We start from the raw sequence: 17,585 nt of genomic DNA on the forward strand, positions 1-17,585 counted from the left end.
GTTCAGCAGATTGACATTCTGCCGTCGGTACTGGGCTATTTACATTACGATAAACCTTATTTTGCTTACGGCAAAAACATATTTGGCAAGGTACCTTTGAACTTTGCAGTGAACTACGACGGCGTGTATCAATGGTTTAACGGACCTCACATATTGCAATTTGATGGCCGGAAAACCGTAGGTTTGTATAATTATCAGGAAGACAAGCTTTTGAAAAATAATTTGATGGGTCGGATTCCTAAGGTTCAGGAGCCTATGGAGTTGCAGGTCAAGGCTTTTATTCAGCAATATTCTAACAGAATGCTGGATGACCGACTGACCGTTCCAACCACCAGTACATTGCAGTCCCTGAAAAAATGAATAGTGAAGAAAGCAATTTTATGGAAGAAAAACCAGAATCAAATACTCCCTTACGGAATCATCGTGCAGGTTTTGTCAGCATTATAGGAAAGCCGAATGTAGGGAAATCCACCCTCATGAATGTGCTTGTAGGCGAACGAATGTCTATCATCACCTCCAAAGCACAGACGACCAGGCACCGTATCATGGGAATACTGAACGGAAAGCATGAAGATATTCCTTTTCAGTTGGTGTATTCCGACACCCCGGGCGTGATCAAGCCCTCGTACAAGCTGCATGATTCCATGATGACTTTTGTAAAAGGGTCATTAGAAGATGCTGATGTGGTTTTATTTGTAACAGAGGTAGGGGAAAGGGCTGCGGAACATGAGGTACTGCCACTACTCAAACGGGCGGATGCACCTATTATTCTGGTTTTAAACAAAATCGATTTATCGAACGAAGAACAGTTAAAACTGAAAATCAGCGAGTGGGAAAATGAGATCCAGCCAGCTGCGATTATACCAATATCTGCATTGCACCAGGCTAATATCGCCACTTTGTTCGATGCGGTCATTACCAGGCTGCCATTTCACCCGCCGTATTTTGGTGAAGATGAACTAACCGACAAGCCTGAGCGTTTCTTTGCTTCTGAAATATTACGCGAGAAAATTTTTCTGAATTACCGTCAGGAGATTCCATACAGCTCCGAAGTGGTCATTGCGGATTTCAAGGAAAGGGATGATATGATCGTGATCCGTGCCGAAATTCTGGTGGAACGCAAGAGTCAGAAGGGGATTATTATCGGAGAAAAAGGGGAAATGCTTAAAAAGATCGGTATTCAGGCCAGGCATGATCTGGAAGCTTTTTTTGGTAAAAAAGTATTTCTGGAGCAACATGTAAAAGTAGAACCAGACTGGAGAAGCAAAGAAAACAAGCTGCGCCAGTTCGGATATGACGAATAAATTAAAATAAAAGAAAGGAAAACGGTTCAGCCAATCGGGCCGTTTGGATCATATTTAATAAGTTAAACAGATAATGGCAAATATAATATCGATAGTTGGTCGCCCTAATGTGGGCAAATCCACCTTATTCAACCGTCTCACCGAAAGCCGCAAGGCAATTATGGACAACCAGAGCGGTGTAACGCGTGACCGGCATTATGGTTACGGGGAATGGACGGACCAATATTTTACAGTAATTGATACAGGAGGATACGTAGTAGGTTCAGAAGATATTTTTGAGGGAGCGATCCGCGAACAGGTTGAGCTGGCCATCGAGGAAAGTACAGTAGTGCTTTTTATGGTCGATACGATGACAGGTCTGACGGATCTGGACAAAGATTTTGCAAACGTGCTCCGTAAGTTCAACAAACCGGTATATCTGGTTGCCAATAAGGCAGAGACCAATGAGAGATACCTTTCAGCAGCTGAATTTTATGAATTGGGACTAGGGGATGAGATCTTCGCAATATCATCCCAAACGGGTTTTGGTACCGGAGATTTACTGGACCGTGTTGTTCAGCATTTTGAAACAGCTGGAATTGAAGATCCCGAAGCAGGTATTCCTCGTATAGCGATTATGGGACGACCGAATGTGGGAAAATCATCATTCCTGAATGTGCTTACAGGTACCGACAGAAGTATCGTAACCGACATTGCCGGCACAACCCGTGACGCGATCCATACCCATTACAATGCGTTTGGAATGGAGTTTATTCTGACAGATACCGCCGGTTTGCGCCGCAAATCGCGTGTGAATGAGGATATTGAATACTATTCGACATTGCGGTCGGTGAAAGCGATGGAGGAATCCGACGTTTGCATAGTATTGCTGGACGCTACATTAGGGCTGGAAGGGCAGGATCTTACCATTATCGGATTGGCCGACAAAGCCAAGAAAGGTATCGTGATTATGGTCAATAAGTGGGATCTGGTAGAAAAAGACTCCAAAACAGCCGATGCATTCAAAAAGAGCCTGCTCGAAAGACTTGCCCCGATGAATTACATGCCTATCATTTTCGCTTCCGTGGTTGAAAAACAACGGATTCACCAGGTAATGGAGAAGGCAATGGAAGTTTATCAGAATAAAACGAAGAAAATTTCTACTTCGAAACTGAATGACGTGATGCAGAAAGAGATTGAAAAATATCCTCCGCCTGCTGATCGTGGTAAGTACATCAATATCAAGTACATGATCCAACTGCCGACACCATCACCCACTTTCGTGTTTTTCAGCAGTAATCCGAAACATGTGAAGGATCCGTACCTGCGCTATCTTGAAAACAGGATGCGTGAGAATTTCGATTTTTCGGGTGTTCCGATCACGATTTTCTTCAGAGAGAAATAAATTTGTGACTTTGAAATTAAAGAGAAAACGCCGGGGAATTTTTTTCCGGCGTTTTGCATTTTATCGCTAACCAGCTACTGTTCAGCAACAGATTCCAACGGTTCATCTTTTTTATGGAAGTAGCTGCAACCTTTTATATTAAGTTTACATCTGTTAAGCAATAGCAGCTCCGGGGTAATGAGGCTAAATTGGTACTAAAAAAGTTTTTTCAAAAAAAATGTTAAAAACAAGGTACTATGTATTGCAAGATACCTATTAAAACATATATATTTGTAGAGTCAATTAGTTACAACGAATTCTAAGGAGATCTTTTTCTGAACGACTGAAAACAACAGCCATGAAAACAATAAAATTACTTATACTACTAACACTTTTCAGCCTTCAGGCAGGAGCGACAGGTTATTCCCATAACATGTTTGTGGCTCACAAAAAACTACAGGTAGGGAAAGAATGCCCAAGTGAAAAGATCATTGCTAAAAAAGCAAAGGTTTCGAAACAGGTGAAGTATTCTACTGAGACCAAGCATGCGGCAACGATTTTCTTCAACACGCGTTTTACAGACAAAATGCCTGAAAAGATTACATTGAATGAGAGAATCCTGGAAGAAGGGCCTGCGTCGTTCTTTGAAAGTGAACAAGATGCAGACAGTGGTGATTCGGTGGTGACGAAGCTTGTTAGCGTTGTCCGTTGCGTTGTCTACGCGTTCGTCGGTTCAGCCAAGTTTTGAGAAATTCGTAAGCAATACTTCTATCAATATTGAAAAAGCTGCAAGGGATACCTTGCAGCTTTTTTCGCTTTTTTATCCTACTACATTGGTTAATGTTCCGATGGGCTCAATGCTAATGTGCACAATATCATCTTTTTGCAAAGTAAAATCGGAAGGAGGAATGATGCCGGTCCCGGTCATGAGATAGCAACCCTGCGGGAATGACAATTCGCGGAATAGGAAATGAAGCAATTCGTCAGGCTTGCGTTTCATTTGAGACAAAGGCACTTCTCCACTAAAAACCTCTTCCCCGGCACGGACAATGGCTAAATCGATCACCGTATCGTCACCCAATGGATCTTGCGGCACATACAGGCAAGGCCCCAAAGCGGCGCTTCCAGTATATGACTTAGCCTGAGGTAGGTACAATGGATTTTCACCTTCAATGCTTCGGGAGCTCATATCATTACCGATGGTGTAGCCAACCAAAGTGCCGGACGAGGATGCAAAAAGTGTAAGCTCCGGTTCAGGCACGTCCCAGGTTGAATCGCGGCGTATGCGCACCGTTCCGTGGTTTCCTACCACACGCCAGGCTGTCGATTTAAAGAAAAGCTCAGGCCTTTCCGCCTCGTAAACACGGTCGTAAAAGCTGCCGCCACCCGCTTTTTCAGACTCCTCCATTCTAGCAGTACGGCTTCTGAAATAAGTAACTCCCGATGCCCAAACCTCCTGAGAACCAATAGGTGCCAGAATTTCAGGCATGGGAATATCATCCGTGAAAGTAAGCGGTATCAGACTTTTGGTTTGCAATTCCAGCCAGTCATACAGATCATCCCTGTTAACGGCCAAATCCCAATCAGTCTCGTGTAAACGATAGAATACGTCCTCAGTTTCAAGAATAATGCCGTTTTCGGTTTTATAGAGTTTCATTGGATGCGGATATTGGTTTAGTTTCAATAAGACTTTTGCCTATTTTCTTTACTCTAAAATATTACGATCCGTTAGCCGGTTCGGACTATTTCAATTTATACAGATACTGCGGATTTATTGTCGCCAGAGGCGCTTGTCAATGGGAATCCTTTCCTGGCCCAGGAGTGACACTTCGCTGAAAAGCGGATGACGGGGATGAACAATGATATTCTGGGAAAACGGAACAATAACAGAAGGAATCCCGATCGCCAGAACGTCAGGGTTGATGAGCCATTCTTTGAGCCAGTACTGCGTCCGCTCATAGTTTTTATCCTGCCAGTAGTCAGGCATTTCTTGCCTGGTATAATAACGAATGTCGTCAGGAATGGCGATAGTTGATAGCCAGTAAACAGGTAAATCCTCATACCTTATGCCAGGAGCGTGTGCGAGCGTTTCTACCAGCCCAAGCTCGGGCGTAGAGGTAGCATACAGAACACCGGTTCCCTTCGGGTTCCATCGGGCACCGAACAAGCGGCTGCCTTCCGATGAAAGAGCCTCGTTTCTGAATTTTTCTTTGATTATTCTGTAAACCTGCGGCATAGTAACTACCGGGTCAGGCGGGAAGACCGTAATCCAAACGACCCAGGACATCATCCACCAGGCCAAAACCAGTAATAGTATCCATTAATTGCAGCGGAGATTGGTCGTTCAGTTCATTAATGGGTGTTCGCAACCAGTTGCGAACCGTATTTTCTTTTCCTTCAAATGTATCCAAAGCATGAAGAAGGACGTTTCGCAGTAAAAGCAGCCTCTCAGAAGCCTCAGTACCTAATCTTTTTTCAGCCTGAATACGATGCAGATTGCGCGGAGTCATACCGAGCACATAAGCGATCTCATTATCCGTCAGCCCTACCAGATTTGAAACATCGTCAGCCACTGATCTCAAAACACCTTCTCTGGACGTTTTGATCACATTAAAGTCCGACGCTGGCTTCATGCCATACGGAACAAAATCTTCCTGAAACAAAAGTAACCCAGCCATAACAAGCCCCTTAAAAATGTGAACTATGTCACAAATATAAGTGACTTTTTTCAAAGTTTCAATTATATCTTCTCTTTCAAAAAGTCTGCAGTATAATTTCCCTCCAATTTGGCCATTTCTTCGGGTGTGCCTGCAAATGTGAGATATCCCCCGCCATCGCCACCCTCAGGGCCAAGGTCAATGATCCAGTCGGCGCTTTTGATAATTTCCATGTTGTGTTCAATGATGATCACGCTGTCGCCTTGCTCTACCAATGCATTAATCGCTTTCAACAATTTTTTGATGTCATGAAAATGAAGGCCGGTAGTCGGTTCATCAAAAATAAATAGCATCTTACCCTTATTGGAAGAACCTTTACCAAGGAATGACGCCAGTTTGACACGCTGTGCCTCACCTCCCGACAATGTATTGGAAGACTGTCCTAGACCCACATAACCCAGCCCTACTTCTTGTAATGGCATCAATTTATCCGCCAGCTTCGGCTCCGATGTTCTGAAAAAATCAATGGCTTCATCCACAGTCATATCCAGAATTTCAGCAACATCTTTTTCCTGATAGCGCACTTCCTGAATTTCCTGTTTAAATCGCTTTCCATTGCAGCCTTCGCAAGTCAGGTAAATGTCAGCCATAAACTGCATTTCAATTTTTACTTGGCCCTCACCCTGGCATACTTCGCATCTTCCACCATCCACATTGAATGAAAAATGGGAAGGCTTGTATCCCCTGGCTTTCGACAATGGCAGGTCAGCCATCATTTGCCTGATATAATCGTAAGCTTTTATGTAGGTTACCGGATTGGAGCGGGATGATTTTCCGATCGGGTTTTGGTCGATCATTTCAACGGCTTCAATGCGATCCACACTTCCCCCCAGTTCATCAAAACGTCCCACTTCCTCGCTGAATTCGCCTTTCAAACGCATTAATGCAGGGTACAATATCTTTCGGATCAATGTAGATTTCCCTGATCCGCTAACACCCGTAACCACAGTGAGTGTGTTCAATGGAATTTTGACATCGAGCTCTTTCAAATTATTCTCCCTCGCGCCTTTAATCTCAATGTGATGCAATGATTTTCTTCGAACAGAAGGAACAGGAATAGAGTCATTTTCGAGCAGAAAATCCAGCGTATGTGATTTTACAGTGTTTTCATCAGGATCAGTATCGCGAAGCCCTTCAATATCCTCCCAGCTACCCTGGAAAACCACATGTCCACCACCAGTACCCGCTTCCGGGCCAATGTCGATAATTTGATCCGCTGCATGCATGACTTCTTCCTCATGTTCCACTACAATGACAGTATTACCCAGGTCACGTAGCGATTTCAGAACGCCCACAAGTCTTTGCGTATCTCTCGGGTGAAGCCCGATACTAGGCTCATCCAGAATGTACATGGAACCCACGAGCGCGCTACCCAGCGAAGTAGCGAGTTTGATACGCTGAAATTCTCCGCCCGATAATGTACTCGTGAGCCGGTTCAATGTCAGGTACCCAAGCCCCACACGGTTCATGTAATCAAGCCGCGTAACAATTTCTGTAAATACCCGTTTGGCTATCTGGCGGTCGTGTTCCCCGATTTCTATATTTTGAAAGAAGACAGAAACATCTTTGATCGGCATTAAAACCAGATCGGTAATGGAAACACCGCCCACTTTAACGAAAGAGGCATCCTTCCGCAATCTTGATCCACGGCAATCCGGGCAGGTAGTACGGCCCCTGAACCGGGAAAGCATCACGCGGTACTGGATTTTATGAGTTTGGGATTCCAGTTCAGCCACAAAATCATTAATACCCTGAAAATATTGATTACCGGTCCAAAGAAGTTCCTTTTGCGCCGGAGTAAGATCTTTGTAAGGCCTGTGTATAGGGTAGTCAAACTTGACGCCATTGCGAACCAGCGGCACAAGCCATTCACTCATTTTCTCAGTGCGCCAGGGAGCGATCGCGCCTTCATATACTGAAAGACTTTTGTCAGGAATAACCAGATCGGGATCAATTCCAAGGACCTTTCCAAATCCTTCGCATCTCTTACAAGCCCCGTAAGGGTTGTTAAAGCTGAAAAGATTGACGGTAGGCTCTTCAAATATCATTCCGTCTAATTCAAATTTATCAGAGAAAACCCTTTTTTCTCCATTCACAACCTGAACGATACAAGCGCCTTCGCCCTCAAAAAACGCCGTTTGCACAGAGTCAGAAAGCCTGTACTGTGTATCCTCATCATCATGCTTGATTCCTGCACGGTCTATCAGAATAAATATCTGGTTGCCGGACTGGGCAAAATGATCAGGTTTTTCCAGAACATCTTCAATGGAAGCCACCTCATCATTCATCACAATCCGGGTGTATCCTTTGGAAAGCAGAATGGTCAGTTCTTCTTTCTGAGAACGTCCTTCCCGGATCAGCAATGGTGCCAGTATCATTACGCGGGCTCCTTCCTCGTGGGCCAGCATGAAATTCACAACATCTGTCACCGAGTCCTTCCTCACCAGATCGCCCGAAACAGGAGAGTAAGTATGGCCGATCCGTGCAAAAAGCAATTTGAGGTAATCGTAGATCTCCGTGGATGTACCCACCGTGGACCGCGGGTTACGGGTATTGACTTTTTGTTCAATAGCAATGGCGGGAGAAATGCCTTTAATATATTCTACCTCAGGCTTTTCCATTCTTCCTAAAAACTGGCGCGCATAGCTGCTAAGGCTTTCCACATACATGCGCTGGCCTTCGGCAAACAATGTATCGAATGCCAGAGAAGATTTTCCAGAGCCCGACAGACCAGTAATGACTACCAGCTTGTTACGTGGGATCGCCACATCAACATTTTTCAGATTATTTACTCGGGCACCTTTGATCAGAATATATTGTCTCGGATCCAGATCGTCGAATTGAGCAGCCTCAATCCGGGGCACAGATAATTGCATCATAGGAGAAAATCAAATAGATATGCGGCACAAGTTTGTGAATGTACCGATCTCAATATTAACCAAAAGTTCAGCCATTTAGTTTGGCTTTTCAAAAGGGAATGTAATCAGTATCGTATTAGAGAATGATCGATGAAGCTTTTAAAAAGGTCATTCCCTTTGCCTCTGCATTTTCAAAAATGGGATCTGCGAGATGGCCCCAGTTGGTAACATCCGACATGCAGTCAGTCAGAACTGATATTTTGGGTACCAATGCCGGAGCATATTTCAGGATCTGATTGATACTCGTTGCCACACAATGCGACCGAGCCTCCCCGGCAATCAGTACCCGGTCAAATGCTTCCAGTTCTGTCAAAAATGAATGGTTAAGCGCTGTTTCCGGCGCGTCGGCAACGGGTACCTGCGCTTTAAAAACACCAAAATGCTCAGTAAGCGGATTCATTCCTTTCACGATAGCCTGGTAATCCCGGCCGGTGCGATGTGTCCAGGCAAGGAGCGCGTGCAGGATCGTATCATCCAGCGCCGCGCCTCTGGAACCTACCAGGCAATGTTCCGGCCAGATGAAATGCTTAAACTCACCTTCCGCTTCCAGCGTTTCCAGGTAATGCAGCACATATTCCTGATGGTATCTCGGAGTCCATTTACCATCCTTCACAGCCGCAGCGGTGATCAGCGTAAATGGCGCAACGGTATTACCATTTCTGTCTTGCCAAAACAATGGATGAGCAATGTCAAGTACCCGATGCGTGTCCAGCGTCACAAAAATGCTGCCTATTTTGTCTCCTTCGAGCGCAATAAGTCTTGCGATGCGTTCCACATCCTTTTCTGCGCCGGGTACAAACAGCGCTCCCGAGGGGTCACAAAAATCAAACTGAGCGTCAATGATCAGTAGTGCAGTATTTTTCATATCAGCGATTAAACAAGGATCTTACAAATTTTACTCTTCCAGTTCCTGAGGAAGGTCGAGCTGGTGTGCATACATCCGTGAGGCCAGGGTGAACACCGATGTTAACATCCTATTCGCGTCTTTGATGTAATCCACCCGGTAATCTTCGTCCAACTTATTGATCCCATTAATGATCGTGAGCGCTTTTTTGGCAATGTATAATGCGCAGGTATCCGCTCTGGAAGAATAAGTTTTCAGGATGTTTGGATACTGGTCCATAAAAGTGTTCATCAGGAACAAGTTCAGTTCCAGGCCGCCAATCTTATCTTTGGTAACCTTGATATGATAGGCAATGTCGCCACTGAGATTTCGCAAGTCCATCAGAATCCATCCCGGAGTGTTCTGATTAAACTTTGAAGTCCGCAATATGGTGGCCATGATCTCCTCCCGACGGTCCGGAATGGTCGCGCTATCTTCAATCAGTTCGAATTGCAGCCTGTCTGACAGCGTTTTATCTTTGGTGATGAGCCTGAGTAACAGTTTATCCTTTTCTTTGGCAGGCATTTGGATAATCGCCTTTTTGAGCTGATCTGGTAAGGCCATTAATATGCATTTAGTAACTTTAATTTAGAATCCCGGATTAGGGATGTAACTTTATGAGTCGTAAATGCATAAAGTTTTTTGACAAAAATATCAGATATGGGTAAATATCTCTCAATCAGTTTGAGCATTGCCATTTTTTTAATTTTCGGATATACACTTCTACATCACGCACTCAATGCCCCTTCGTTTGACGACTACGACACGACCCTGAATTTCATCAGACGTTTCTTTTACGAAAACTTTGGATTTGGTATCAGGAGGGATATTTTGCTGAGCCGTCACAATGAGCATCGGATCCTGTTTTCCAAATCGACGGCTGCATTATACTACTATTTATTTCACGAGATCAATTTTACGCATCTGGTCATTTTTCAGAATGTCTTTCTGCTTGGGTTTTTTGTGGTGCTCCTGTTTACGATGAAAGAAAAGGGCCTGCTTTCCGCTGAAACGGTATTATGGGCCGCGGTTTTTCTGTTTAGTCTGGCTTTCTGGCAGGTTACTTTTTATTATTGGGGAGGAATTCAGCATTATACTGTCTTTTTCTTCTCGTTCCTCAGCCTGTTTTTGCTTGATAAGGCCAACCGAATCAATGAAGTAACATTTTTAATAGCATTACTCGCAGTTATTATTGCAGTTTTATCTTTCGGAAATGGCTTCATTGCGCTTTTTCTGGGGGCTTTTCTTTTATTTGTCCAAAAGAAATGGTCATTGTTAATAGTATGGGGATCAATCGCTTTGGGCCTTTTGCTGATCACCTTTTTACCCCGGCCACCGTCCGTTCATACCGGGCCAGAGGTCGCTTTTAATGTCGAATGGATGGCACGTTTATTGTTAACGTTCCTCGGAAGTTTTTTTTATGTTAATCCGTCTGCGGGTCAGAACATTAACATCATTTTATGCATGAGTACCGGCCTGCTTGTTTTAATGTGCTGGTTATGGCTATTTTTGAAAGGATACGCTTTTCGGAATCCATTACTGTACTGCATGCTGTCGATGCCGATACTGACCGGAATAATTATATCCATTTCACGGTTTGAGTCAAAGGCAGCGGGAGGGATTGCGCCGCGCTATATGTTTTTTACGGCCACAATTCCAGTGTTCCTTGTGTTGATCTTTTTGGAAATCAAAATCCTGAAAAAAGAGCATTTGAAATACATGGCATTTTTGGGAGTTCTACTTTGGGGAATAGTATTTTTAAACAACTATAAAGCGCTGGTGAAGTCCAATGAGCAAATTGTGACGACATTAAATAATTGGGAGAAAGACCATACGACCCCAGTGATCTATTACCAGGACGCGGAGGAGTTTTCTGAGATCCTAAATTGGGCCGTTAAGGCGCATGTGATCAGTATTCCGAATGCTGGCAAAAATTTTAAGCGAGAATCTGAATGAAAGTAGTATTACTGTTTGGGTAAAGAACGCATTACCATTAATTTGCGATATTTTTAATTTAATTCTATATACACATTTATGGTTTCAGTAGCTATGTGCACTTACAACGGGGCCAGGTATTTACTCGCACAGTTGAAGAGCATTGCTGATCAGACAGTTTCAGTTGATGAGTTGGTAATATGTGACGATAAATCGAAGGATAATTCCATTGAAATCATAAAGTCTTTTGCACTGACAAGCAAGTTCCCTGTTCACATTCACGTGAACGAAAAAAACCTGGGGTCGACAAAGAATTTTGAAAAATGCCTGTCCCTTTGCAAAGGAAATATCATTATTCTTTGCGATCAGGACGATGAATGGAGACGGGACAAGGTTCAGAGACAGGTTGCGTATCTGAATGCCAATCCGGAAATAGACGCAGTGTTCAGTAATGCCCTCATGATTGATGATGATTCAAACCCTACCGGACGGACGATCTGGGAGGAAATTGAATTCGACGAAAGAGGGCAGAACATCTGGAAAAACGGTAAGCCGCACGAGATCCTTTTTAATGGTTTTGTTGTAACGGGCGCTACGCTGGCGATCAGAAAATCGTGTCTGGCCAGGCTCATGCCTTTTCCTACTCACGTCCCCGACCTGATCCACGACGCATGGATAGCGGTTGTTCTAAGTCTTCAAAACAAAATTGATTTTATAGTTGACCCGCTGATCTCCTATCGGATACATTCCAGCCAGCAGGTGGGTTTTGGAAGCAAAACTGAAAAGGTGCAGCTGAAAGACCGGTTTATGCGCGACCGGAAGCAAAAATTGATCCCTCTGGAAGAGAAAGCGAATAAATTGCATGAACTTTATCTGCTGCTGAGAGCGATCCCTTTTGTACCGCGCGAAAAGTTGATCAAGCTTTATTTGTCCCAAAAGCATTTTTATAGAAGGGCATCACTTCCTGAGAACCGCTACAAAAGGCTAACACCCATTGTAAGTCAGCTGGTGAGGGGTTATTACAAATTCAGCAGCAAAGACTGGTGGTTGCCGGCAATCGGAGATTTATTAGAATAATTAATCAGGTTAAGTGTGAAAGTTACAGCATGGGAGCCCTCGGTCGCCGTGGTAATCCCGGTATACCAGTCCAGTCTGACAGCGGGCGAACAGCTCTCGTTGAAACAGTGCATGACCGTACTGTCGGGCTATCCCGTAAAAATTGTAAAGCCACGCAGCCTGGATCTGGCTCAGATAAAAGCCGATTATCCTGCTATTGAATTCATTTCATTCGAAGACAACCAGTTTGCAGGTATCGATGCCTATAACCAGCTGCTGATATCCATTGATTTTTACAAAACATTTCTCGCGTACGAGTACATTCTCATCTATCAGCTCGACGCCTTTGTATTTCGCGATGAGCTGCCTGAATGGTGTAAAAAGGGATATGACTACATCGGAGCACCATCCCTGCACCAGCCGGAATTTGACGTTCTGAGCGCCGAATCGAAGGATATTTATGCCAATGCATTGTCCAGCAGGCGTATTGTTTTGAATGGAGGCCTGTCGCTCCGCCGCATTCCGGCTTTTACCCGGTACCTGAAAATCTTCAATCGTTTTTATCCAACCTGGAAGGGACCGGCCTGGAAAGGCAATGAGGACATGCTTTTTTCTCAGGAAGCGACACGCCTTTATCCCATGAAATTATTTTTAAAACTTCCTGCCTGGCAGGAGGCACTTCGTTTCTCCTTCGAAAAAAGCCCCGCGGCTACTTACGAGCTGACGGGCCATCAACTACCCTTTGCCTGCCACGCCTGGGAGCGTTACGATCCGGGTTTTTGGGCTAAATTTATCCCTGTAAATCAGTGAGATAGATAGTTTAACAATTTTTAACAAACTATCAGGATTCTTCGGGCGTTCTTGCAGTTATTTATCTAAAATTAACATTTGAAGGTCATGAATTTTAAGTTGCTACTGGCATTGCTATGTGCCCTTGTATTGGCATTGGATACTAGCTTCGGACAAATTACTGATAATCCCAAAGTATTGGAGCAGTCTCAGCCTGATGTTAAAATCAAAAAGGTAGAGCTGACGGACAAGTATACCATCATTTACCTGCAATTTGTAGAAAAAGGATTGGATCCTGCGCTGCCAAAAATGTTTAGGTTTCCTCAAAGGCCTGATCAAAAACAACAGGAGATGGTAGGAAGTCAGATATGGCTTGATCCGGAGACAAGACTTTACAAGCCAGGTGAAATTGATAAAAAATTCAAGCTCATCAAGGCAGAAAACATTCCTACCGAGACGAAAAGAGAGATTAGTCAAGGTGAAACGGTAGATTTCGTCGCCTACTTCGAAAGACTTTCACCAGGTATTGAAGAATTTGACTTCTACGAAGGACGTAGTTCACAAGGGCATCATTCCTGGAATTTTTACGGCGTTCGTATCAAAAATCCTTTTAAAAAGCAGGCGGGTAATGCGGCCAAGGCTACTGTAAAAGCGAAGGTGCCGGTAAAGAAGCCGGTTGAAAAGCCTGAACCAAAATTGGCGGAAAAGCCAATAGCAGATAGTACGGAAGTAAAAACGGCCGGATTTGCAGTGCTGAAAGGAACGATTTATAATTCCAAAACGAAAAAACCAGTATCTGCTCAAATCTCATACATTGAAAAAGGAGATTCATTGCAATTCAAATCCTCGTCAGGCAATTACCGCATTGGCATTGATCCGGCGGAAAGATATGATTTCCGCATTGTCGCCAAAGGATTCTACGGAACTACATTCCCCCTTGTACCGGCCGATTCGGCAGGAAGAAGCGCGTTCGATCAGGATTTTTACCTGACGCCGCTGTCGGTTGGCGAAACGATCGTATTACCTAACATCTATTTTGCAACCTCGCAATATACGCTCCTATCCGAGTCCTATGCGGAACTAGACCGGCTTTTGGACATGATGAAGGAAAACCCTGACATTCGTATCCGCGTCGAAGGGCACACGGACAATGTGGGCGATTTCGATAAAAACCTGGAATTATCAAGAAAAAGAGCGGAATCCGTACAAAGCTACCTGGTTGAGAAAGGAATCGAAGCGAGCAGGATCGAAGCAAAAGGATATGGCGGCACGCGACCCATCGGAAAAGGTAACTCCGCCGAGGAGCACCGGAAAAACCGTAGGGTTGAGTTCGTAATTACGCAAGCTTGATAATATAATTGTCACACCGAGCGCAGTCGAAGTGCACATGCACACTGCAAAATTCCTTCGACTGCGCTCAGGATGACAAATTTGGGTATTGATAATTTACTAATTACCTAGCCTTAATAATATTCGTAAACTCTCTTGACTTCAACGAAGCACCTCCTACAAGGCCTCCGTCGATATCAGGTGCGGAGAACAATTCAGGTGCGCTGGCGGCCGTAACGCTTCCTCCGTACAGGATCGAAATTTCATCTGCCACATCAGCACCGTATTTCGAAGCAATGTGCTGGCGCAATGCAGCGTGCATGTCCTGGGCCTGCTCGGCAGAGGCCGTCAAACCGGTTCCGATCGCCCAGATCGGCTCGTAAGCTATCACGACCGAGAGCAATTGCTCTTCGGATAAATGGAAAAGACTTTCGGTGATCTGGTTTTTTACAAATCCGATGTAATCTTCATTTTGTCTTTGTTCCAAAGACTCGCCGCAGCAGAAGATCGGTGAAACCCCATGAGCAAGTGCTGTATTCACTTTTTCAGCTAACAATGCATTGTTTTCATTGAAATATTGGCGGCGCTCGCTGTGCCCGATCAACACGTACTCCACACCGATTGACTGCAGCATTTGCGCAGAGATCTCGCCTGTGTACGCACCGGAAACTTTATCAGAGCAATTTTGAGCAGCCAAAGAAAAATTAGGAGCGTCCTCTATATATTTTTTAATGGCAGTAAGGTAGATGGCAGGAGGACAAAGGATGATTTTGGCGTCATTAGAGACTTCATCTTTAGCCATATTGACCAGTTCCGAAGTAAGCGCAACTGCTTCATCCAGAACCTTATTCATCTTCCAGTTACCGGCAACAATTTTTTTACGCATGAGAAAATTTTTATTGTGAAAAAACGTCATTTAACGCAACAAAATTACCATAATTTCATCATTTACATTATTATACATAAATGATATAAAAAAAGCCAGAAAGTTTGGACATATTAAGAATTTTTTGTGTTTAATTAAGGTAAAATGCTTTAATTTTACTCAATTAACCGTTTGGGCCGAATTTGATACTTAGTATACACAAAAGATAATAAAGACAGAGTTAAGCCATTTATAATCAGTGTGTTTCGTAATTTAAATAGAAAGACTACTAACAAAAGATTTAACGAAAGGAGGCCACGATGAAAACGTCTAAGTGGTTAATTTTAGCAATCATACTTTTTACCAGCAGCATATCATTTGCGAAAACAGAAGATGTTCCCCCGGTTTCAGAAGAAAAGTATGGCTATTTTTTAGATAAAAATCACAAAACCGCACGTATTCCCTTTGAACTGCATTCAAATCTGATTCTTCTGTATGCAAAGATCAACGATACCGATTCGCTCCGGTTTATACTGGATACCGGCGTCAGTTCGATCATTATTACCGATCCTTACATTCTTAAACCCGACAAGCTCCGGCTAACCCGCAAGGTTAGTCTTACCGGAGCGGGAGAAGGGAAATCCATATCTGCACATGTCGCTATTGACAACCGCTTTTCAATGGGCCGGCTTCGTGCGAACCACCAGAATATCGTTGTATTGGAAGAGGATTTTCTGCGGCTCTCGGAGTATGTTGGCGTACCGGTGCATGGGATTTTCGGCTATGAGATTTTTAACAATTTCGTGGTAACCATCGATTTTTCCAGAAAAGAACTGGTATTAATGCAGCCAAGCCGGTATAAGTATAAACCCAGAAAGGGCGATAAGCATCCCCTTATCATTGAAGATACCAAGCCGTTTACCGACGCAGTAACGCTGTTTGCCGATGGTCGCGAGCACCCAATCCGTGTTTTGATCGATACCGGCGCAGGTCACGCATTGCTTTTGAACAACACACCGAAAGAATCTTTCCGGTTACCTCAAAAAGTGATCAGGGCGCAGCTCGGTCGCGGATTGAATGGCGTCATCAATGGAAATCTGGGCAGGATCGACAGGTTACGACTGGGCCGGTTTGAAATGGATAACATTGTAGCATCTTTTCCCGACAGCATTGCATTTGGCTCCAAACTACGCGCCGGAACTACGCGCCAGGGCAATATCGGCTGTGAACTCTTGCGGAGATTTAAGGTAACGATGAATTACCAGGATCGTTATATGGTACTAAAACCGGTTAAAAGCCGCCTGCGAGAGAAATTCGAGCATGATATGAGCGGAATGGAAATTCGAGCCGAGGGTACCGACCTGCATAACTACATCGTGAATCACATTCAGGAAGACTCGCCCGCTTCGCACGCTGGACTACTTGAAGGGGATCAGCTACTTTTTATTGATGATCACGCAGCCTCCGAACTGAATGTAAGTGACATTTACAAGCTCATGCAGCGGGGAGATGGCAAAAACGTAGATCTGCTGGTGAAGCGCAAGGGTGATATTTTCTTTACACAGATTACCCTGCGAAGAATGATTTAAGTACTTTTAAGCCGAACTAAACACCCGGTTTACTTGGATCGATTTATTGTAACACAAGACGGCTCGCACTCACTTTACAGCTCACAATATCAACAGCAATACCATTCTTTGCAGGGTGCTTTGGGCGAGGCGGTGCATATTTATATCAATCTGGGCTTACGGCCGATTTTGGAAAATGCCTCCGCCCCCGTGCATGTTTTTGAAATGGGTTTTGGCACCGGTTTAAATGCTTTTCTCGCCTGGAAACTAGCCGACGAGCTCGGTAAGCAAATATATTACACTTCCATAGAGGCTTTTCCCGTTACTTCGGGGGAAGCCTCTTTGTTGAATTATGAAACTTTGACCGGCCAGTCGGGTTTTATGAAACTTCATGACAGTCCGTGGTCAGCTCAGCATGCTATTTCTGACAATTTTTCACTTAAAAAAGAGGATACACGGTTGGAAGATTTCAGCTCCACGGAGATTTTTGACGTTATTTTCTATGACGCATTCGACCCACGGGCTCAGCCTGAGCTGTGGACAGCAGAAATATTCTCTAAAATAGCGGCCCAAACAAGTCAGGGCGGCGTACTAGTAACATATTCTTCCAAAGGAATTGTAAAACGTGCGCTTCGCTCCGCCGGGTTCACCGTAGAAAGGCACCGGGGGCCAGGCTGGAAAACACATGTGCTGAAAGCCATCAGAAATTAGATTAGGAAACTTAAAAATTGAATGTTCGAAAAATACGATATGGATTATCAAAGCATTATCAGCCAGGAATTAAAAGAAGCCCAAACGGTGCTCGACCACTTTCTGAACGATCCTGTTCAAATTGAAAAAATAGAAAAAGCGGCCGGA

16 protein-coding genes and 1 pseudogene are annotated in these 17,585 nt (G+C 44.2%); 10 read left to right on the top strand and 7 right to left on the bottom strand.

Annotated elements, in window-relative coordinates; translation table 11 throughout:
• From ABIO93_RS02500 to ABIO93_RS02515, 4 genes and pseudogenes are all read left to right on the top strand, one after another.
• Positions 1-360 (top strand): annotated as a pseudogene (locus tag ABIO93_RS02500) (LTA synthase family protein); the annotation flags it as partial.
• A 20-nt stretch (positions 361-380) separates the two neighbouring features.
• The gene (gene era / locus ABIO93_RS02505) at positions 381-1,304 is read left to right on the top strand and encodes a GTPase Era (RefSeq protein ID WP_348064099.1); all 924 of its coding nucleotides are present in this window, start codon (positions 381-383) and stop codon (positions 1,302-1,304) included.
• A 73-nt stretch (positions 1,305-1,377) separates the two neighbouring features.
• Positions 1,378-2,688: a ribosome biogenesis GTPase Der gene (der, locus tag ABIO93_RS02510; RefSeq protein WP_348064070.1), complete on the top strand. Its 1,311-nt coding sequence runs from the start codon at positions 1,378-1,380 to the stop codon at positions 2,686-2,688.
• Between the two features lie 337 nt (positions 2,689-3,025).
• Entirely contained in the window at positions 3,026-3,415 is a 390-nt protein-coding gene (locus tag ABIO93_RS02515) for a hypothetical protein (protein ID WP_348064072.1), read from the top strand.
• 72 nt (positions 3,416-3,487) lie between these two features.
• On the opposite strand, the gene ABIO93_RS02520 is transcribed toward ABIO93_RS02515, so the two are convergent.
• The 6 genes from ABIO93_RS02520 to ABIO93_RS02545 all read right to left on the bottom strand — a co-directional run bounded on the left by ABIO93_RS02520 (position 3,488) and on the right by ABIO93_RS02545 (position 9,749).
• A complete protein-coding gene (locus ABIO93_RS02520; RefSeq protein WP_348064074.1) occupies positions 3,488-4,324 on the bottom strand; it encodes a fumarylacetoacetate hydrolase family protein in 837 nt (278 codons plus the stop codon).
• A 114-nt stretch (positions 4,325-4,438) separates the two neighbouring features.
• The gene (locus ABIO93_RS02525) at positions 4,439-4,903 is read right to left on the bottom strand and encodes an RES family NAD+ phosphorylase (protein ID WP_348064076.1); all 465 of its coding nucleotides are present in this window, start codon (positions 4,901-4,903) and stop codon (positions 4,439-4,441) included.
• A 13-nt stretch (positions 4,904-4,916) separates the two neighbouring features.
• Positions 4,917-5,345 (bottom strand): antitoxin Xre/MbcA/ParS toxin-binding domain-containing protein, encoded by a 429-nt coding sequence (locus tag ABIO93_RS02530; RefSeq protein WP_348064078.1) that lies wholly within the window; start codon positions 5,343-5,345, stop codon positions 4,917-4,919.
• 62 nt (positions 5,346-5,407) lie between these two features.
• Positions 5,408-8,263: an excinuclease ABC subunit UvrA gene (uvrA, locus tag ABIO93_RS02535; RefSeq protein ID WP_348064080.1), complete on the bottom strand. Its 2,856-nt coding sequence runs from the start codon at positions 8,261-8,263 to the stop codon at positions 5,408-5,410.
• A gap of 115 nt (positions 8,264-8,378) precedes the next feature.
• Positions 8,379-9,167, bottom strand: a complete 789-nt coding sequence (locus ABIO93_RS02540; RefSeq protein ID WP_348064082.1) for a nicotinamidase — start codon at positions 9,165-9,167, stop codon at positions 8,379-8,381.
• Between the two features lie 30 nt (positions 9,168-9,197).
• Positions 9,198-9,749 carry a hypothetical protein gene (locus tag ABIO93_RS02545; protein ID WP_348064084.1) on the bottom strand — a complete coding sequence of 184 codons (552 nt, stop codon included), beginning with the start codon at positions 9,747-9,749 and terminating at the stop codon, positions 9,198-9,200.
• A gap of 96 nt (positions 9,750-9,845) precedes the next feature.
• Between ABIO93_RS02545 and ABIO93_RS02550 the strand changes: the two genes are divergently transcribed.
• The 4 genes from ABIO93_RS02550 to ABIO93_RS02565 all read left to right on the top strand — a co-directional run bounded on the left by ABIO93_RS02550 (position 9,846) and on the right by ABIO93_RS02565 (position 14,315).
• Positions 9,846-11,141, top strand: a complete 1,296-nt coding sequence (locus tag ABIO93_RS02550; RefSeq protein ID WP_348064086.1) for a hypothetical protein — start codon at positions 9,846-9,848, stop codon at positions 11,139-11,141.
• 78 nt (positions 11,142-11,219) lie between these two features.
• Positions 11,220-12,197: a glycosyltransferase family 2 protein gene (locus ABIO93_RS02555; RefSeq protein WP_348064088.1), complete on the top strand. Its 978-nt coding sequence runs from the start codon at positions 11,220-11,222 to the stop codon at positions 12,195-12,197.
• A gap of 15 nt (positions 12,198-12,212) precedes the next feature.
• On the top strand, positions 12,213-12,986 hold the full coding sequence (locus tag ABIO93_RS02560; protein ID WP_348064090.1) for a DUF5672 family protein: 774 nt from the start codon (positions 12,213-12,215) through the stop codon (positions 12,984-12,986).
• An 87-nt stretch (positions 12,987-13,073) separates the two neighbouring features.
• Positions 13,074-14,315 (top strand): OmpA family protein, encoded by a 1,242-nt coding sequence (locus ABIO93_RS02565; RefSeq protein WP_348064092.1) that lies wholly within the window; start codon positions 13,074-13,076, stop codon positions 14,313-14,315.
• A gap of 103 nt (positions 14,316-14,418) precedes the next feature.
• On the opposite strand, the gene tpiA is transcribed toward ABIO93_RS02565, so the two are convergent.
• Entirely contained in the window at positions 14,419-15,180 is a 762-nt protein-coding gene (gene tpiA, locus ABIO93_RS02570) for a triose-phosphate isomerase (RefSeq protein ID WP_348064094.1), read from the bottom strand.
• 299 nt (positions 15,181-15,479) lie between these two features.
• Between tpiA and ABIO93_RS02575 the strand changes: the two genes are divergently transcribed.
• Complete coding sequence (locus ABIO93_RS02575; protein ID WP_348064096.1) at positions 15,480-16,748, top strand: aspartyl protease family protein; 1,269 nt, start codon at positions 15,480-15,482, stop codon at positions 16,746-16,748.
• Between the two features lie 33 nt (positions 16,749-16,781).
• Positions 16,782-17,438, top strand: a complete 657-nt coding sequence (mnmD, locus tag ABIO93_RS02580) for a tRNA (5-methylaminomethyl-2-thiouridine)(34)-methyltransferase MnmD (protein WP_348064098.1) — start codon at positions 16,782-16,784, stop codon at positions 17,436-17,438.
• Positions 17,439-17,585: the final 147 nt, after the last annotated feature.

Origin of the sequence: Dyadobacter sp., from assembly GCF_039919315.1 — a bacterium.
In the GTDB taxonomy this organism is placed as follows: domain Bacteria; phylum Bacteroidota; class Bacteroidia; order Cytophagales; family Spirosomataceae; genus Dyadobacter.